Below are 18,426 nucleotides of genomic sequence, written 5' to 3'. Positions count from 1 at the left end.
ACCTCCGTCAGGATATATTTTTCGGGGTCGAATTTATTAATGCGGAACCCTAGGCTTGCTCCGGAACAGACGTCAAGAGGGAGGACCGCCGATGCGCGAGGACCTGGCCAGGACGGAGATCCTGACGACGCTCGGGGCCGGGCCGCTCAACCGCACGCAGCTCGCCCTCAGGCTGGGGCTCGGCGCGGCGACCGTGACCGAGCACACCCGGCGTCTCATCGAGCTCGGCTACGTACGCGAGCTGGCGCCGCAGGCGACCGGGCGTGGACGCCCGAAAGTGCCCCTTGAGCTGGTGCCGGACGCCGCGTACACGCTCGGTCTGCGGGTGCACCACACGCACGTGGTCGGCGTGCTCATGCGGCTCAACGGCAGCGAGGCGCGCCGCTTCACGGTGCCCTTCGACCCCCGTGCCGACCCCGTCGGGCAGCTCGCCGCCGTGTGCGCCCGGGAGCTGGCCGACCCCGCCGCCGGCGGCCGGGTGCGCGGCATCGGCCTGGCCGTCCCCGGCGTGATCGACCAGGCCAGGGGGATCGTGCGCATCTCGCCGCACCTGGGCTGGTCGGACCTGCCGCTGCGGCCCCTGCTGGCCGAACGCCTGCCGGTCCCCGTCCTCATCGACAACGACACCCGCGCCAGCACCAGTGCCGAGCTGCTGTTCGGCGCCGGGTGCGACCACGACGACTTCCTGGTGCTGGCCGTCGGCGGCGGCATCGGCATGGGCATCGTGCTTGGGCGGCGCATCCATCGCGGGCCCGACGGCGTCGCGGGCGAGTTCGGGCACGTGCCGATCGACCCGCAGGGGCCGCCCTGCGTGTGCGGGCGGCGCGGCTGCCTGGAGTCCTACGCGGCCGACTACGCCCTGGCCGCCCGCGCGTACGAGCGTGGGCTGACGCCGGTGCCGGTGCCGGTGGCCGAGCTGCCCCGGCTGGCCGCCGAGGACGTGCCGGGCGTGCGCGACCTGATGGCCGAGGCGGGGGCGGCGCTCGGGAGGGCGGCCGCGGGCGTGGTGAACGTCCTGGCCGTACGGGCGCTGGCGGTGATCGGCGAGAGCCACGTGCTGTGGCCGTATCTGGAGCCCGGGTTCCGTCCGGCGGTGGAGAGCGGCGTGCTGTCAGGAGTGGAGATCATGGTCCGCCCCTGGGACGACAGCGGCCATGCCCGAGGCGCCGCCACCCTGGCCCTGTCGGCCACGGTCGCCGCCCGCTGACCGGCGCTCCTCCGCGTCCGGCGTGTCCCGGCAGAACGGCCCCGGGGAGCAATGGACCGGCGCTACCAGCAGGTAACTTCTACCAGATCGAGCCCGGCGGCCAGGACCGCTGCCGTCTTCGCGGTGTCGCGCGCCGGCCATCGCGCTTCCGGGGCAAGTCGGGCTCACAACCGGGCGGACAGGGTGAAGGTGGGGCCGGCCGTCTCGGTACGCAGGCTGCTGCGGTAACTGAACCTTCTCACCCCGGTGCCCCGGAATCCCACGCTGGCGCCCGCGCTGAGCGTGCCGGCCGCGGTGACGCCCCTGGGCACCCGGACGATGAAGCGCAGTCGATGCATCCCGGTGACGCCCTTCGCGTCGGTCTCGAAAAAGTGCCATGCCGGCCGTGAGGTGCCTTCGTAGCGCGCTTCGAGCGCGACCCGCTGCCGTTCCTTCGAGTCGGTCACGCTCACCTCGGTGGACAGCACAACGGGCAGGGTTATCTTGGCGCTCAGCGAGAGGGGCCGGAGCTGCTCCTGCTTGAGCGGTTCCATGGAGACGGCGATGGGTTCCGGCGCGTCTGCCGCGTCGACGTTCGTCAGGGTGACCTGGACGTACGACGCGAAGATCCGCTGCTCAGGCTCGGGTGCGAACGTGCAGGAGAAGGCCACGAGGTGGTAGTGCCAGCGTTCAGACTCGTCGTCGATGAAGTGCAGCAGGTCAGGATCGTCCCTGACGCGTTCCGAAGTGAGCCGGGCTGACTGGGGATGGCCGAGTACGGCCAGCCGCTGCAGGCTCGCCGGTACGTCGTCCCCGCCGCGCACGACCCGCAGGTCGAGCGGCAACGGCTGCTCCGGACCAGCGCCGAGGTCGATTTGGATCACCTGGCCACCCCTCCGATCAGATAGAACGCGCCCCAGTCCCAATACTGGGGCAAGGCTGTACGAGTCGCCTGCTGGGCATCACGGAAGGCGTCGAACACGTCAGCGCCTGCGGCGAGTGCGTCGTAGAGCGCGGGAAAGAACAGCTCCGCCGCCTGGTCGGAGACCTCCCACAGCGTGCCGACAACCGTGCGCGCGCCGGCCAGCAGGAATGCCGCGGGCAGTCCTTGGAGGTCGTCCTGGCGGTCGAAACGGCCCAAAGCGGTCTCGCACGCGCTCAGGGTGATCAGGTCGAGGCCTCGCAGGTCGTGCCTGAGCAGTTCGTGGGCGTGCAGGACGCCTTCGTCGCCGATCCCGGCCAGCAGGATGCTCTGGAAGGCGGGGGCGTCGACGTTGTGGCTGCCATGCGCCGAGATGTGCACGTACCGGCTCTCGCGTAACGCGCGCAGGACGGCTGTCTTGGTGGCGGCGTGTTCGGGTGTCGCGGTGGCGCCGAACCGCGACGCCACGGCGGCCGCCTCGCCGGCGGCCCGGGGGAGCGGCGGGCGGGAGGCGTCGCCATGGTAGGTCAGGCCGAAGCTCGCGATCGTGGACGTCCTGGCCGGGGGCGGGCCGCCCGGCCGCTCGCGCAGCAGGCCGAGGTTGGGCAGGTAGGTGACCGTCCAGTCGTCGGCCAGCGGCCGGCCGGCCGGTCCGAGCAGGTGGAACGGGAAGTAGTGGAGCGGCCCGTGCGGCACGATCACCAGGCGGTCCCGGCCACCCGCGCGGAGTTCGTCCAGACGTGGCCGCAGGCGGCCGAGCAGGGCTTCCACCTGGCCTTCCAGGAGCTCCGCGGCCATGGGATCGACGAGGTCGGTCAGCGGGTCGTCCTGGATCCGCCGGCGCAACTCGCTGATGAGCACCCCACGGGGCGAGCTCATGACGCTCAGCTCGCCCACCTGAAGCCACAGGTCGCCTGGTGGCGCCTCGTCGACGCGGATCTCGATGCCGTGGTCGTCGTCCGTGACCAGGAGGTACACGACCCCGCTGTCCTCATCGTTCCAGAAGCCGCAGTAGTACGTGAGCAGCACCGTGCGGCTGCCGAGCCGCCGCTGCACCTCCTCCAGCGACAGCGGATCCACCTCGGGCTCCGGCATCTGCGCGGTCATCAGCGTGACAAGGCGGCGGTCGAAGCGCCGTTGCCGGTTGCGCAGCCGGTCGGCCGGGCCCGAGCTCGGTCGCCGCTCCATCGCGTCCGACCAGCTGACCAGCACGGTCTCGGCGTCGATGAAGGCAGCGCCGAACGTCGAACCCGGCGGGGTGAGCGCGGCCTCCTCGGCCGGCGTGATCCCGGCGAGCATGCCGACGGCGCTCTCGTCCAGGGCCGCGACGAGGGGCGGCGTGGCTGACAGGGCCATGTGCGTACGCCAGCCCTTGGCCAGTTGCAGCAGCAGGTTCAGGAACTCCGGGGTGACGCCCTTCTCGCTCAGCAACGTGTGCACCATCTTGCCGAAGATGAGCTGGACCATCCGCCCCATCTCCCGTTCCAGCCGCGGGAACGCTACGCTGAGCGTGCTCAGGGCGGCGAGCACGTCGTACGCCGGCTGCATGTCCAGCTCGCCGATGTGGCCCTTGAGCAGGCTCAGGCAGTCGCCCACCCGGCTGGGCAGGCGCAGCACCGCGAACCGGACCAGGGCTTCGGCGATCTCCCTCACTCCTTCGCCGATGTGCTCCTCGCCGTAGAGCGCGCCGGCTCCGAGGGTGAAGTGCAGCCGCGCCTCGACGAGCCAGAGGCCCCATCCGTGGTCGTCCTGGAGGCCGGGGTCGAGCTGCGACGCCTTCTCCACGGCGTCCAGGCCATGGCGCGCGGCGGCCGGCACGTCCGCGAGCCGGTTCGCGAGGAGGACCAGCAGCGCGGCTCTTGCCCTGCGGGTCGCCGACCGGCCGGCGCCGAGGCGCCTGATCAGGCCGGGGATCTCGTCCAGGGCGTAACCCTCGCGCAACGCGGGCAGCTCTGCGGCGTGCCGCAGGTAGAGGTCCCTCAGCAGGTGCAGGTCGAGATCGGCGTGGTCCTCCCGGTCCCGCTCGTCGCCGTGCTCGTCGGTCAGCTCCTCGTGCAGCCACTTCAGCCGCAGCACCGCGTCGGGGTCGTCGATGGTTCCCCGCCGGATCGCCATGTGCAGGGCCAGGATCGCCAGCTCGGGACTGAGCTGGCCGACGAATCCGGCGACGTCCGCCCGCCCGGCGAGCCGGACGATCTCATCCACGACGCGGGCCAACCGCGCGTCCGTGGGGCCGTCCACGTGCGCCGGGGTGGCGGGCCCGGACGGTCCGGCGGTGTCCGCGTCTTCGCCGGGCGCGGCGAGGCCGGACAGTTCGGCGGCGTCGACCTCTTCGCCGAGCGCGGCCAGCCAGCGCAGGGCCTCGGCCAGGCTGTCGGACGCCCGCCGGCGGTCCGCCTCCGCCGTGCTCGCCGTGGAGCTCGTCGCCGACGCCAGCGCCTCGCGCGCGTACGCCTCGGCCGCGCGCAGCGCGTCGCCCGGCGCGGGCATCGTCATCTCCGGCTCCTTGACGGTGGACGCCTCGCCGTCGAGCAGGTTAATCGTCGGGAGTACATCGCCCGGTCGGGCCGCCTTGTCCGCTCTGCGCCGCAGCCAGCGCTCATGGTCGATCCCGTACGTCTCGCGTCCCCGCCCGTTGGTGTACGGGAGCTGGTGGAGCAGAGCCAAGGCGAGGAGCAGGTCGCGGACGAACGACTCGTCGTCCGCTGCACGCGCCCAGGACAGAGCCCACTCGCCCGCCGCGAGCGCCCGGTGGTACAGCTCGGGGTCGGCCCCCAAGGTGAGCACCAGCGCCGCGACGCCGACGAACCGGTGGCTGACGACGGCCCGCGACTTTGCGAGGCGTTCGGCGGCTGCGGCGGGGGCGCCCTCGATCGCCGCCAGCACCAGCCGCAGCAGGATCAGGGGGGCGTTGAATTCGCCGGTTCTCGCCCGCTCGCCGGCGGAGACCGCCAGCTCCTCCAGCTTCGCGCCGTCCCCAGCGCCGTTCCCCGTGGCGACGGTCAGCAGGGCGGGTGCGGCCGCCTCCGCCTGCCACAGATCCAGGTCCCCTCGACGGACGTCCTCGGACAACGCCCAGAAGGGGCCGGGGAAGGCCGGGCGGGCCGCCCGGTAGGAGCCCGTCGCCGGAACGTCCCGGTCGTTCTCCAGTAGCGCCCACCGGACGGATTCGAGGCCCGCCATGACCACCGGCAGGTCGGCGTGGCCGGGCGGGGTCAGCTCGACGGCGGTATGGGCCGCCTCCATCGCATCGGTCAGGTCCTCCCCCCGGGAGGTGGCCTGGAAGCGCAGCCTGAGGCTGGTGCTGAGGTTGCCGAAGAAGATGCCGCCGCCGGGACGGCCGCGCACCGCCTCGGCCGCCCGGCGGCCCATCTCGATCGCCTCGTCGAGGTCGGCGAGGTCCCCGCCGTGGCTGAACCTGGTCTGCAGCGCCAGGCCCAGGTTGTTGCGGAACACCGCCTCGTCGGCGGGAGGCCCCTGCCCCAGCCGTACGGAACGGCGCCCGGCCTCGATCGCCTCCTCCAGGTCCTCGGCCCTGCCCGTCGCCTGGAAACGGTGCCGGAGCGCCACACCCAGCGACGCGAGGATGCCCGGGAGCGCGCCGGAGCTCTCTCCCGCCAGGCGGGCGGCCAGCCGGCCGGACTCGATCGCCTCGTCGAGCTCGGCGGGCACCCCCGTACGCACGTGGCTCAGGCGCAGTGCGACGGTGAGGGAGAAGGCCGCGCTGAGCCGACCCGGGTCGTCAGCGGGGGCCCTCTCCAGAAGGGCGCGGCACAGTTCGATGGCTTCGGCCAGGTCGTCGGCCTGGCCGGTCGCCTTGTGCCGCTGGATGAGCCGCTCCGCGAGCCGGGCGGTGCGTTCGCCGTGCCGCGGGTCGCCGGCACCGGTCAGGCCGAGGAGCCGGCGCTGCGCGCTGATGGTCTCGTGAAGGTGCGCGACGTCTTCGGTGTGTCCGAAGCGCATGTTCAGCGTTTCGCTGAGCACCTCCAGCGCGTGCAGCCGATCCTCACCGGCAGACAGGCGTTCGGCGGTTCTGGCGGCCTCGATGACGGCGTCCAGAGCGGCCGGGTCCTCACGCCGGTCGTCCCAGTCGATCAGCGCCTGGTCCATCCGCAGCCGGGCCCGCGCCACGGATTCCGGATCGCCGGGAACGAGCTGGGCGGACTCCACCCGCCGCAGCAGTGCGGCGACCCGGTCGCGGGCCTCCGGCCGATCCAGCTCGCCGAGCGCCTCGCGTAACCTGGCGCTGTACGTGTCGCGGGACTCGGGCCCGAGAGGGGGGCGTACGGGATTCGCGGCGTGGAGCACGGGATGCAACTCCTCGGGCGCGATCACGAGCGCGAGGTCGGCCAGCACGTCGAACAGGGCGATCGCGGCGAACAGGTCGCTCTCTCCCTCGGCTGACGGCAACGCCCGGAAGCGGCTCCAGTGGAACCAGGCGAGCGTACGCACGGCCTCCAGCAGCCCGCGCCCTCGCGCCTTGAGCGCCGCAGCGCGGAACTCCGCCGCAGCGAGCTCGGCCTGTGAGCCGACCACCCCGCCAGGATCGGCACCGTCGAGACAGGCATCGATCCGCCGACGCAGCTCGTGTCCTTGACGAGCGAGTTTTCGACCGTTCCAGAACATGGCATCAGCTCCGCGGTTATGAGGCCATGCTAAGCGGATCGGAGTCGGTGGTCCTCGCTGCTCGCGTCTGAAAGGTCGGTCGCGACCGGCACCCTGGCGAGGTGGACGCCCTCTCCGGGGGTGCCGGGCCCGACAAGCCGCGGGCCGGTGGTGGTGGATCGCGGAGAGGTCGAGATGGACCGGGCATCGAACCTGTGGTGGTAGCCGTTCTGACCGAAGAACGGATACCTCGCCTGGAGTTCAACGTTCGCGCCCGGATGAAGGGCCATGGCGACCGATAGAGCGCGCCGCCCCAGCTCTGTCGGATGTACGTCTCCCCGAGATGACCGCCGCCGATCCTCCACTCGCCGCCCCCTGAAGCACCTCCGGTGCATCGTCATGCGTTGAGTGTCGAGCAATTGGCCGACGGCTTGCACGACAGACTTCGGACCACGGCCGGATCAGCATCAGGGGCGGACCACCCACCGCGGATGGGACATCCCGTCCCCACGCAGAAAAAAGGGCTCAGATCATGAACAGACCTCTCGCCACGCTCGCCGTGGTGGGCAGCGTCGGACTCTCCCTGTACGGAGGATCCGCCGCAGCTTCCGCCTCCACCGTCTCCACGGCGAGCACAGCCGGTTCCCTCTCGGGGTCCTGCGCAGCCCCCTACATCGGCTCCGACAACAGGGTGCACGTCTTCTGCACCGGACCCGGCATCGCCGAACTGCATGTGCAGTGCGCGTGGAGCCGGTGGCGGGACGCCCAGACCAACATCACCAACAACGGCCAAGCAGAGCTCGCCCTGGGCTGCGGCTGGTCACCCATCACCAGCTACTACGCCGAGATCCACTAGGAGGGCCACGGTACTCATCAAGAAGATCATGGTGCTGATGGGCGCGGCCGGCATGCTTCTGCCGGCCGACTACCACTGCGACGGAGACGGCAGCTACGAGCTCTGGGTGAGACAGGCGCGAGAGCCCGCGGCCCTCCCCTTCAGCAGGGCCGCGGACGTCCATGTCCTTCCGCAGGTGGCGCGAAGCCGCAGTGCGTGCTCTCGCGCCGCGCAACGCCGCCATGTTCGGGCTGGGAGGCCGGTTCGGCACTGTCCTCCTGCATCGCCCACGACATGCTGAACGGCGCGGACCACTGCTGCTTGTCCCGCTGTTCATCGCCTCCGGATCGGCGTCGCCCGCAGTGGCGCTACCTCAGCATGATGGCGCCGAAGCGGGCATCCGCGGCGCTCACCCCGGTGGGGATCGCGTGCATGGACTGCGCAGAGGACGGGAGCCCGGTGGCGGTGCCGGCGAGCACTGCGAGCATGCCTCTGCCGCCGTTCTTGCCGGGCACGCCGATGACCAGCTCGCCCTTGCCGTCGGCGGTGACGTCGATGATCGAGACGGCCTCGCCCATGCGGTCCTCGGCCACGGACTCCTCGGCGATCGGATCCGCCGAAGGCGCTGTGTCGGGTGCGGCGATGCCGTCCTGGGTGAGGATTCGGGCAGCGGAGACGTCTGGGCCCGAGGTGGTCCCGGGGATCAGCGCCACGGCCCCTGCGGCCGCCTTGCCGCCGATGGTCGCCTTGGGCAGGCCGATGGCGATCTCGCCGGGGCCGTCGCCGTTGGTGTCGCCGATGGTGACGGTGATGTCGGTGGACCCGAGCGTGGTCAGCCAGGACAGGTTGCGGGCCGTGAAGCCGGGCTGAAGCATGCCGGCGCCGTAGTAGGAGCCGTACCAGACGTGCACCGTACCGGTGCTGGGCGTCACCATGACGAGGTCGCGGTAGCCGTCGCCGTTCACGTCGCCGAGGCCGAGCTGGGAGTCCTTCTTGGTGCAGGCGGGCTTGGTCGCGTCGGGGTTGTCGCAGGCCGCCGTGTTGCCCATGAGCATGGGGGTGTGGGCCGGGTTGCGCAGGCTGTCGATGTACCACAGCTCGTGGCTGGTCGACCCGTAGGTGGGGGCGAGCACCACCATCGCTTCCATGATGTCGTCGCCGTTGACGGTGCCGATCGCCGTCGACTGCAGCAAGGGGCCGCTCGGGGCGTTGAGCGGCGTCTTTTCGAAGGCGCCGCCGTTGTACCAGCCACCGAAGGAGGCGAACCAGCCGGAGGCGAACAGTCCCACGACGTCGGTTCGCGGGTCATTGTCGGCGTTGCCGACGGTCAGCCCCCGGAAGTACGCCGAGTTGGAGCTGCCCTGCCGGGTGATGCCGCCCGGTGTCCAGGAGAAGACCTGCCGCTCGCTGACCCCCACGGTGACCAGCTCGGTCCTGCCGTCGCCGTCGACGTCGCCCGCGGCCAGTCCCTTGCCCCAGCCCTGGCAGACGTCGGCCGATTCACCCGAGCAGCCGGACGTGGGCCGGAGGAGCTGCTTGGCGCCGCTGAGTCCGTTCGGGCCGCCGTACAGGACGGCGATCATGCCGCTGTTCTTCGTGCCGACATAGCCCGGGTACGTGGGCATGCCGACGGCGACGTCGTTGTACCCGTCGGCGTTGAAGTCGCTCTTGACGGTGATGGCAGGCGCCGCCGCGGCAGGTGCGGCGGGGGTGGTGGTGAGCCCGACGGCCGCCGCGAGCACCGCGGCCGACCAGGCGATCTTGTTCACGCGCATGGGGCGAGGATTCCGCTTGCGACTTGTGGCCGGGTTGGGGCTGACTGGCGACGACCGCCGAGCGTATCGGACGCCGACCTGCCCGGATCTGGTCGCACGCAGGCACACGGGACCGGCGCAAGGGGAGGACCACCTGTTCCCGTCCCGGCACGGCGTCGGCCACGCCGTCCGCCGCACGGGACGGTCGCCGCCGGAAACGCCACGGATACGGGCCTGACCTGCATGGATGGGACTCGCGGCCCCGTTCATCGAACCTGTCAGGTTTCGCAAGACCGATCCAACCCGGTCACAAGATCACACTTCTAGCTTCGTCTGCCGAAGGCAACCCCGAAGGAGACCGAGCAGCGTGCAGTTAAAGACGAAGATCGCGGGCATCCTCATGGCGGCACTGGCGATGACCTCCGCCGCCACTCCCGTCCGCGCGGCGACCACCCAGAACCCACCGCAGGGCACCCCGCGGAGCACTCTGACGGCGGCCGCCGACCAGATCAGGAAGGTGGTGGACGGCGGCGGGTACGCGGGCGTCGAACTCGGCGAGGACCGGGTGATCCTGTGGTGGAAGGGCAAGGTCCCCGGCCCGATCCGGGCCGCGATCCAGCGGGCCGAGAAGATCGCCCCGGTGGAGGTACGCCCGGCCGCGTACTCGCAGAGTGAACTGAGCGCGGCCTCCGACCGGCTCTGGGCCGCTTCGGGCGCCGAGAAGGGCGGCCGCGTCCACGCCGTCCAGATGCCCTTCGACGGCAGCGGCCTCACCGCCGCCGTCGAGGAGAAGGACAAGGCCCTCGTCCGGCAGGCGCTGCCGGACGTGGGGGTCCCGGTCCAGGTGGTCGCGCAGGAGCCGCTGCAGCTCACGTCCCGCTGTGACGACGACCTGCCCTGGTACGGTGGCGTGGCGATCGCCAACGCCACCTTCGGCGGCGCTGCGGGCTGCGGCGGGAGCCCCGCCCTGGGCTACAACTGCACCGGCGGCTTCCCCGTGTACATCGGCTCGACCCGCTACCTGCTGACGGCCGGGCACTGCGGCGCTCCCGGCGACGTGTTCACCGACGGCGCCGGCCAGGTCATCGGCGTCGCCGAGCAGGAGAACGTCGCCCACGACCTGCTGCTCATCCGCGTCACCGGCCTCGTCAGCACGGGCAAGGGCAACGGCAGGATGTGGGACGGCACCCCCGGCGTCAGCGACTTCACCAAGCCGGTGGCCGGATGGGGATTCACCTACAAGAACCAGTCGCTGTGCATGTCCGGCGCCACCACCGGAGCCTCGTGCGGCCGTACCGTGGACTACAAGTACAGCGAGATCTGCGGCAAGGACATCTACGGCAACCAGGAGTGCTACAGCAACCTGGTCTCGGCCAAGCAGCGGATCGACAGCTCCCGACACGGCGACAGCGGAGGTCCGGTCTTCGAACTGACCGGCGGCGACGCCCAGGTCCGCGCGATGGGCACGGTCACGGGCACCATCACCAAGGACTGGATCATCACCAAGGACCAGTGGTTGTTGTTCCAGGAGTTCGCCACCGCCGTGCGGGACTTCCCCGGCCTCGAACCGGCCCTCGATCTCGGCCCCGATCCCGCGTGATCCACAGCATCACCGATGCCGGCTCGACGCTCTGCAGAGCTCCCCTTCTGGGCTGGTTGGAGTCGGGCCAGGTGACGGTCGCGGCCGTCACCAGCGCCCGGCGTTCCGGTCGGAAGCTCTTGCGCAGGTCAGTCGGCTTGCTCGGGTAATCAGGGAGAGGGCTGTTGCCCGGCGCCCGTGCGGGCAGCAGCCCTCCCATGCCCGGGTGGCGGCTCGTGTGCCTAGGAGGTGGGGCAGTTCTCGCCGCGGCGGCCCCCCGGCTCCTGCGGCTCGGACCCCTCGTACACGATCAGGATCGCCTTGCCCGGCTCCGTCATGGAGCCGCTCTCCACCAGCCACGAGTCCGGCACCGACTGCTTGGTTCCACCAGACTCAGGGTCCAGGTCCTCGAAGCTCTGGATGGTCACGCCACGCTCCTGCAGCATGCCGCGCACCTCGGCCACGGTCCGTCCGATGTAGGGCAGGCAGTGCAGCGGCTCGCCCAGGCCGTCGATCGTGGTGCCGTCCTCGAACGGCTCGCCGGGCTGGGCCTCGCGGCCGAGCGTGATGTCGGCGGGCCCCTGGAAGTTCTCGGGGATCTTCACCCCGATGGGGCAGCCGCCCATCTTGTCGCAGGCCCCCGGCTGGTCGATGGTCTTGATCTCGTCGAGGTACCGGTTCTCGGTGGGCGAGGTGGGGAAGATGGAGCCCACCCACGAGGGCGTCGAGGGGATGACCCTGAGGGTCACGTTCAGCCCGGCGTCGCGGAGCTGCGCCTGATACGTGTCGGCGTCGGCGTACAGGTCCTTGATCTCGATGACGTAGTACCCGTCCTCCTTCTTGATGTCCAGGGCCGCGGCCGTCCCGGGTCCGAGGCCGAGTCCGGTGGGCAAGAGCCAGCTCAGAGCGAGCAACGCGGCGGCCAGCAGGGCCACGCCCGGCACCGCGGCGCGCAGGAACAGCGGCCGGCGCGCGCGCCGCCCTGCCGGTGCGACCGCCGCGGCTGCGGCGGGCTCGGCGGCCATGATGTCGTGCATGAGCTCGTGGGCCGCCTCGGTCATGCCGGGCCCGGCGCCGGGGGACAGGTGGGCGACCACGCGGTCCACGCCGTTCTTCATGATTTTCCCTCCGCGAGTGCGACGGCGCGCAGGCCGTAGGTGGTCAGGTCGAGGTCGGCGGCCGCCAGTTCCTTGGCCAGCCGCTTGCGGGCGCGGTGCAGGCGCAGGCGCGCCGCTCCGCGTGAGCAGCCGAGCACCTTGGCGATCTCGGCGCTGCCCAGCCCTTCCCAGCCGACCAGGGAGAGCAGCTCCCGGTCGTCGGGCGACAGGCGCCCGAACGCCTGGCGGGTGGCCTCGCCGTACCGGTCGGCCACCGGCCTGGACCAGGTGGACAGCTCCTCGCGCAGCCGCGCGGCCAGCGCCGATCGGCGCTCCTCGGCGCGGAAGTGGTTGGCGAGGACGCGCCGGGCGACGGCGTACAGCCACAGCCGGGCCTCGTTCCCGGCGGGAATGTCGTCCAGCCGGCGCCAGGCGGTCGTGAACGTCTCGGCGATCACGTCGGCCATGTCGTCCGTGGAGTCGGTACGTCGCGAGACATAGGCGGCGATGGCGGGATAGTGCGCCAGGTAGAGCTGCTCGAAGCGCTGCTCCGGCACCGGAGGCCCGATGTCGCCTTCTCTCCGTTGTTTGAACACACCTCAGCAGATGTCCGGCTTAGCAGCTCTGTTTCATGACAAGACGTATTTTCACGGAGGGCCCAGCTTTCGCGGGAATCCCAGTAACACCTCGCCTTGTCCGGACATTTGCCCATGCGTTGCCGCTGAACGTACCCGAGCGTCGTCGGCGGCGATCGGTCATGCAGCCGATGGAAGGAAAACGCATGAGGTTAGGCAAGGGCCTGGTGGCTGCCATCCTGGCCGTTACGGCCGGCGTCACGACCGCCCCGGCACCCGCCGTCGCGGCGCCTGCCGCCGCGACGCCAGGACCCGCGAGGCGAGAAGGCGCGACGGACCGGCCGACCGGCACAGTGACGCTGATCACCGGCGACCGCGTCGTCGTCACCGCCGCCGGGCATCGGGTGGTGCCGGGAGCGGGCAGGCGGGTGCACTACAGCAGCCAGTACCGCGACGGCCATCTGTACGTCCATCCGTCCGACGCCCATCCGCTGGTGGCCGAGGGCCTTCTGGACGAGCGGCTGTTCGACGTCACGCAGCTCCTGGCCTGGGGGTACGGCGACGCGAAGCGGAGCGACATCCCGCTGATCACGCAGTCGGCCAAGGGGGACGTGCCCGCGCTCCGGAGCGCCCGCCAGGACCGGCGGCTGTCCTCCCTCGACATGTCCGCCGTGACGGTGCCCAAGAAGAACGCCACCGAGACCTGGAAGGGCATAACGGACGGCGTCCAGACCCTGACCGCCGGCCGGACGAAGATCTGGCTGGACGGCCACCGCTTCTTCACCCTGGACCAGAGCGTCAAGCAGATCGGCGCCACCGAGGCGTGGAAGCAGGGCTTCACCGGCGAGGGCGTCACGGTCGCCGTGCTCGACAGCGGCTACGACTCCACGCATCCCGACCTGAAGGACGTCGTCACGCAGGCACGCGACTTCACCGGTCACGATGACATCCGCGACAGGAGCGGGCACGGCACGCACGTCGCGTCGATCATCGCGGGAGCGGGGGAGAAGCAGCGCGGTGTGGCGCCCGGCGCGAAACTCGCCATCGGCAAGGTCGGCGACCTGGTGATACAGGAGTCCGACATCGTCGCCGGCATGGAGTGGGCCGCGGCCGAGGTCAAGGCCAAGGTCATCAACGTGAGCATCGGCGGTCCGGACACGTTCGACGTCGACCCGGTCGAGCAGGCGGTCAACACGCTGTCGGAGCGAACCGGGGCGCTCTTCGTCGTGGCTGCGGGCAACGATGCCCAGCCCGGCACGGTCCTGAGCCCCGGCAGCGCCGATGCCGCCCTCACGGTCGGCGCCGTCGGCCGGGACGACAAGGTGGCCGACTTCTCCAGCAAGGGCCCCCGGCTCGACGACCACGCCATCAAGCCGGACCTCACCGCCCCCGGCGTCGCCATCAGGGCCGCCAACGCCGATGGTGGCGCCGGCGCCCCGTACGTCGTCATGACCGGCACCTCCATGGCCTCGCCCCACGTGGCGGGGGCCGCCGCGATCCTCGCCCAACGCCATCCCGACTGGAGCGGACAGCGTCTCAAGGCGGCCCTCATCGGCAGCGCCGCCCCCAACGGGAGCGCCGGACTCTACGAGGAGGGCGCCGGACGCGTGGACGTGGCCCGCGCGGTCTCCCAGCAGGTGGCCGCGACGACCGGCAACGTCTGGGCCTCCTTCCCCTGGAACGGTACGGGCGAACGCGTGACGGCCAGGACGCTCACGTACGCCAACTCCGGTGACACCCCGCTCACCCTGGACCTTGCCGCGGACGGCGAGGTGCTGGAGCTGGGGTCCAAGCGGCTGGAGGTGCCCGCCAAGGGCGAGGCGTCGGTCGAGCTGACGATCCGCGCGGAGGGCAAGGCGCCCGGGGACTATCCCGGCGTCGTCACCGCCAGGTCGGGCGACACCGTCGTTCGCACGCTCGCGGGCGCGTTCGTGGAGGCCGAGACCCACATCCTGACCGTCAGGACCATCGAGAGGGACGGCCAGACACCCAGCGCCGCCATGGGATATCTCTACCAGCTCGGGACCGGTACCCAGCGGACACTCTCGTTCGACGACCAGGGCGTCGCAAGAGTGCGGGTGCCCAAGGGCGAGTGGAACCTCTACGTCAACGTGTACAACTCAGACCAATCCACGACCGCGCATCGGCCCGTGACCATCGCAGGCGCCGACCAGGAGGTGACGGTGGACGCGCGCCAGGGCAAGAAGATCAGGTTCACGGTGGACGAGCCGACCGCCGTCCAGGACGGTAGCGAGGAGATCACCCTGGCCAACGGCTGGTTCAGCCAAGGCTGGTTCAGCTTCGGCGACGACGTCTACGCCCTGCCGGTGCGCCAGCCCGGCCTGAGGTACATGGCCGGCAGTACCTGGCACAAGAAGGACGCCGCGCCGAGCCCGTACCGCTACGACCTGATCGACTACCGCACCGGCGGAATTCCGGACGACCTGTCGTACGCGGCGCGCACGCGTGACCTGGTGAAGTTGACCGCGACGTACCGGGCGCCCGGGGGACCCGGCGCGGCCGACGTGACGGTGGGGCCGCGAATCCCCGGCGTGTCCTGGGAAGGGGTCACCGAGCTGTGGAACGCCGCCGTGACCGGTCCCGCCTTCGGCAGGCCCGCGGGCAGCCGCGAAGGCGACTGGCTGAACTTCAACGTCGACGGCATCCTCGCCGACGGGCGGGCCGGGCTGAGGGGCGGCGACTACGACATCACCGGCAGCATCACCCTGGCCCGCGGCGAGGAGAAACTGGCCGAGACCGATCTGACGACCTGTGAGCCCGAGGACGCGGACAGTTGCCGGCTGGACGTCCGCCTGCCCGCCGAGCCGGCGGCCTACACGCTGACCGCGTCGGCGCAGCGGCCGTCGGCGCTGTCCACGAAGGTCGAGTCGGCCTGGACGTTCCGGTCGCAGCGGACGGCCGAGCCCCGGCCGCTGCCCCTGACCGCCGTCCGCTACGCCCCCGAGGGCCTGGACGACCACAACCGCGCCAGGCGCGGGTCCACGACCGTCGTCCCGGTGAGCCTCCACCGCAACCCCGGCGCCTCCGCGCCGCGTGCCACCTCCATCACGCTTGAGGAGTCCTTCGACGACGGGGCGAACTGGCGGCCGGTCCGGCTGACCCGCACCGGCTCCGGATGGACGGCCCGGATCGCGAACCCGGACGCCCCCGGGTTCGTCTCACTGCGCGCCAAGGTCACGGACGCGGCGGGTGACCGCGTGACACAGACCATCACCCGGGCGTACGCCATCGAGTGACGGATCCGCATTCCGGCCGCGCGGGCGCAGGTCTCCCGCGCGGTCAGTTGTCAGCCCGCGGTGTGCTTCCGGCCAGTGCCGGACCCGTGGAAGGGTAGTCGGCGAAATGGGTGGCCCAGTTCTCCGGCAGGCGTTCATGACTTGCTCGGTGGCAGACGGCTGGCCGAGGTGCGCGCTTCCCCGGAGCAGGCCACCCGCGACATCCAGGCCCGCGCAGCTCGCGCATCCACCTGGCGGCGACGGACTGCCGCTTCGGGCCCACTCCGTCCGACGACTACCAGGGGAGGGGGGACGCAGATCTTCCCGCTCATCGTGGACGTCGCTCGGCGTTTCGGCAGGAGGAGAATCATCCTGTTGGAGACGGGTCCCGGTCTGGACGTCGGAGACATCGTGCCCGAGGCCGAACGCGGCCGCGTGCGGCGCAAGGGCGGCGCCACCGACTGGATCTTGTGGCAGGCCGGCACCGCTCGGTCGCTGCCCCGCCTGCTCTCCGGCCGCAGCCGCGGGCCGGTCCTCCTCACCGACCGGCGCCCAGGCCCGGCCCGCACTCCGCGGCCGTCCACTTGTGCCCGCTCACCGGGCCCGCCCGCCTGTCCGATGAGCGTGCTGAGTACCTGTTCAAGCAGGCCACCGAACATCGATCCGCGACCGGGTCAGGGGCGGGCACCCGGTACTCAGCGACGGCACGGCGGCACCATACGGTCACTTCGGGGGCGTCACCCGCAGGCCCGGATCGAGTGGCCCGCCGGACGACAGCGACGCGACATGACGAAGGGCCCACTGCTCAGTCGTACTCAGCGTGACGCCTCGAAAGCGTGCAACAGGAAGGCCAGCACATCAGCGAGCAAGGCATGTTCCTGCTCTCGGGTCGAGCCGGCGCCGTGGCCGCCGTGCTCCTCGACGCGCAGCAGTACCGGCCGTCCGGAGGTCGTGCCCGCCTGAAGGCGGGCGGCCAGCTTCGCCGGCTGCCACGGCGGCACCCGCGCGTCGCGTAGTCCGGTGGTCAGCAGCACCGCCGGGTACGGCACGCCGTCGTGAACCCGCAGGTAGGCGTCGATGATCAGCAGGGCACGCAGGCCCTCCTCGGTGGTGACGCTGCCGAACTCCGGCACGTTGATCGGCCCGCTCTCGGTGAACTCGTTGCGCGTGGCGTTCACCGTCGGCACCTGGATCGCCATGGCCGCCCACAGATCGGGGCGGCGCACCAGCGCGCCGCCGGTGGGGATGCCGCCGCTGCTGGCGCCCTCGGCGGCCAGCCGTCCCGGGCGGGTGTAGCCGAGGGCGATGAGATGTTCGGCGCAGTCGATGAAGTCCGTGATGGTGGCCTCCTTGCGCTCGCCGCGCCCGGCCTCGTGCCACTCGCGGCCGTAGGCGCCGCCGCCACGCAGGTGCGCGACGGCGTAGACGCCGCCACGCTCGTACCAGGCGAGCATCTCGGGACGGAACTCCGGCAGGTCGATGAACCCGTGGGAGCCGTAGCCGGTGAGCACGGCCGGATTGTTGCCGTCCAGCTCCAGGTCCTTGTGGTGGATGACCGTGAGCGGGATCGGCGTCTCGTCCCTCGCGGGCACGTGCAGAGTACGGACGTGCACGTCGCCGAAGTCCACCAGTGAGCGGGGCGCCAGCCCGGTGTCCTGGAGGGACTGGCCGTCGTAGCGGTAGAGCCGTGGCGCGTCGGTCCAACTGGCCATCAGGAGCAGGGCTTCGGGCCGTTCGGGGTGGGTGGTCCACTCCACGATGGCGCCCTCCACCGGCATCGGGAGGTCGGCGGGCTCGCCGCCGGACAGGGGCACGTGCCGTACCCGGCTGACGCCACCGTCGAGATCGCGCACCAGCAGCCGGTCGCCCACCACCCGCACCGACTCCACCGCACGCTCACCCGCGGGCACGACCACCCGGGCTCGGGACAGATCGGGTGCGGCAAGCGGAACGGCCAGCACGCGGGAGCGCGGCGCGTCCCGGTGGGAGACCAGGTAGAGGGTGTCGTGGCTGGTGGCGAAGGTGGTCACGCCGTCGGCTACGCCCGCGACCTTCCGCCACGGGCAGGTGGCCGGGTCGGCCAGCCCGGTCCGCGGCGCCACGTACATCGTGCAGTCGCTCAGCTGCTCGCTGGTCCAGGGCCAGGGGCTGAGCGCGTCGTGGGAGATGATCGCCAGCATCCACTCGCCGTGCGGCGGCACCACCAGGAGAGGCCGGTCCCGCGGGGTCAGCTCGACGTGGGGGTTGAGGCCGCGGGCCAGCACCACCGTGTCCTGCGCCGGGTCGGCGCCCAGCCGATGCAGGAAGGAGCGGCTGTCCAAGCGGTGCTGCTCCGCGTAGCGGTGATAGACGAACGACCGGCCGTCCTCCAGCCAGCTCAGGAAGGCGAAACGCGTCGTGGGCGGGATCGTGTCCAGGATGGCACCGGAGTCGGCGTCGATCACGTGGATGGAGCTGTCCTCCGACCCGGAGTCGGAGACGGCGCAGGCGACGTGGCGGCCGTCGGGGGAGGGCACGTACCAGTCGATGGCGTGGTGCCCGTCGCTCGGTGCTCAAGCAGGTCGTCGAGGGCTGGCGATTCGTGGGCGGCAACCGGCTCGTGCGCGGCCTGATCATCGGCATGCTCGGCGCGTTCGC

10 protein-coding genes and 1 pseudogene are annotated in these 18,426 nt (G+C 71.4%); 4 read left to right on the top strand and 7 right to left on the bottom strand.

From position 1 onward, the window contains the following. Positions 1-91 precede the first annotated feature (91 nt). Positions 92-1,207, top strand: a complete 1,116-nt coding sequence (locus ABZ444_RS44815; RefSeq protein ID WP_358010324.1) for an ROK family transcriptional regulator — start codon at positions 92-94, stop codon at positions 1,205-1,207. Positions 1,208-1,371: 164 nt separating this feature from the next. Here ABZ444_RS44815 and ABZ444_RS44810 read toward each other — a convergent pair whose 3' ends face one another. Continuing rightward, positions 1,372-2,031, bottom strand: coding sequence for a hypothetical protein (locus tag ABZ444_RS44810; RefSeq protein WP_358010323.1), 660 nt, complete (start codon positions 2,029-2,031; stop codon positions 1,372-1,374). A 35-nt stretch (positions 2,032-2,066) separates the two neighbouring features. After that, positions 2,067-6,644 carry a CHAT domain-containing protein gene (locus ABZ444_RS44805; protein ID WP_358010322.1) on the bottom strand — a complete coding sequence of 1,526 codons (4,578 nt, stop codon included), beginning with the start codon at positions 6,642-6,644 and terminating at the stop codon, positions 2,067-2,069. A gap of 601 nt (positions 6,645-7,245) precedes the next feature. Between ABZ444_RS44805 and ABZ444_RS44800 the strand changes: the two genes are divergently transcribed. After that, complete coding sequence (locus tag ABZ444_RS44800; protein WP_358010321.1) at positions 7,246-7,569, top strand: hypothetical protein; 324 nt, start codon at positions 7,246-7,248, stop codon at positions 7,567-7,569. Positions 7,570-7,916: 347 nt separating this feature from the next. On the opposite strand, the gene ABZ444_RS44795 is transcribed toward ABZ444_RS44800, so the two are convergent. Beyond that, positions 7,917-9,323: a VCBS repeat-containing protein gene (locus ABZ444_RS44795; RefSeq protein WP_358010320.1), complete on the bottom strand. Its 1,407-nt coding sequence runs from the start codon at positions 9,321-9,323 to the stop codon at positions 7,917-7,919. Between the two features lie 346 nt (positions 9,324-9,669). Here ABZ444_RS44795 and ABZ444_RS44790 point away from each other — a divergent pair, with 346 nt between their 5' ends. Beyond that, entirely contained in the window at positions 9,670-10,902 is a 1,233-nt protein-coding gene (locus ABZ444_RS44790) for a hypothetical protein (protein ID WP_358010318.1), read from the top strand. Positions 10,903-11,123: 221 nt separating this feature from the next. Here the strand turns inward: ABZ444_RS44790 and ABZ444_RS44785 are convergent, their stop codons facing one another. Both ABZ444_RS44785 and ABZ444_RS44780 read right to left on the bottom strand, forming a co-directional pair. Beyond that, positions 11,124-11,999: a hypothetical protein gene (locus tag ABZ444_RS44785; protein ID WP_358010317.1), complete on the bottom strand. Its 876-nt coding sequence runs from the start codon at positions 11,997-11,999 to the stop codon at positions 11,124-11,126. After that, on the bottom strand, positions 11,996-12,535 hold the full coding sequence (locus ABZ444_RS44780; RefSeq protein ID WP_358010315.1) for a sigma-70 family RNA polymerase sigma factor: 540 nt from the start codon (positions 12,533-12,535) through the stop codon (positions 11,996-11,998). The genes ABZ444_RS44785 and ABZ444_RS44780 overlap by 4 nt, the downstream gene beginning before the upstream one ends. A gap of 224 nt (positions 12,536-12,759) precedes the next feature. On the opposite strand from ABZ444_RS44780, the gene ABZ444_RS44775 reads away from it, so the two are divergent. Continuing rightward, positions 12,760-15,810 carry a S8 family serine peptidase gene (locus ABZ444_RS44775; protein ID WP_358010314.1) on the top strand — a complete coding sequence of 1,017 codons (3,051 nt, stop codon included), beginning with the start codon at positions 12,760-12,762 and terminating at the stop codon, positions 15,808-15,810. Positions 15,811-16,604: 794 nt separating this feature from the next. Here ABZ444_RS44775 and ABZ444_RS44770 read toward each other — a convergent pair. Further along, positions 16,605-17,897, bottom strand: coding sequence for a prolyl oligopeptidase family serine peptidase (locus ABZ444_RS44770; protein ID WP_358010357.1), 1,293 nt, complete (start codon positions 17,895-17,897; stop codon positions 16,605-16,607). Between the two features lie 153 nt (positions 17,898-18,050). Next, positions 18,051-18,323: pseudogene (locus ABZ444_RS44765) on the bottom strand (hypothetical protein); the annotation flags it as partial. Between the last annotated feature and the right edge of the window lie 103 nt (positions 18,324-18,426).

The organism is Nonomuraea sp. NPDC005730 (assembly GCF_040630865.1).
In the GTDB taxonomy this organism is placed as follows: Bacteria; Actinomycetota; Actinomycetes; order Streptosporangiales; family Streptosporangiaceae; genus Nonomuraea.
Note: the sequence above shows the minus strand (reverse complement) of the source record. Positions and strands in the feature narration are given on the sequence as shown.

Bases quoted from the DNA above. Each gene is read 5' to 3' on its own strand.
- ABZ444_RS44800 (WP_358010321.1), top strand. From the start codon at position 7,246: ATGAACAGACCTCTCGCCACGCTCGCCGTGGTGGGCAGCGTCGGACTC.
- ABZ444_RS44815 (WP_358010324.1), top strand. From the start codon at position 92: ATGCGCGAGGACCTGGCCAGGACGGAGATCCTGACGACGCTCGGGGCC.
- ABZ444_RS44770 (WP_358010357.1), bottom strand. From the start codon at position 17,897: ATGTACGTGGCGCCGCGGACCGGGCTGGCCGACCCGGCCACCTGCCCG.
- ABZ444_RS44775 (WP_358010314.1), top strand. From the start codon at position 12,760: ATGAGGTTAGGCAAGGGCCTGGTGGCTGCCATCCTGGCCGTTACGGCC.
- ABZ444_RS44795 (WP_358010320.1), bottom strand. From the start codon at position 9,323: ATGCGCGTGAACAAGATCGCCTGGTCGGCCGCGGTGCTCGCGGCGGCC.
- ABZ444_RS44785 (WP_358010317.1), bottom strand. From the start codon at position 11,999: ATGAAGAACGGCGTGGACCGCGTGGTCGCCCACCTGTCCCCCGGCGCC.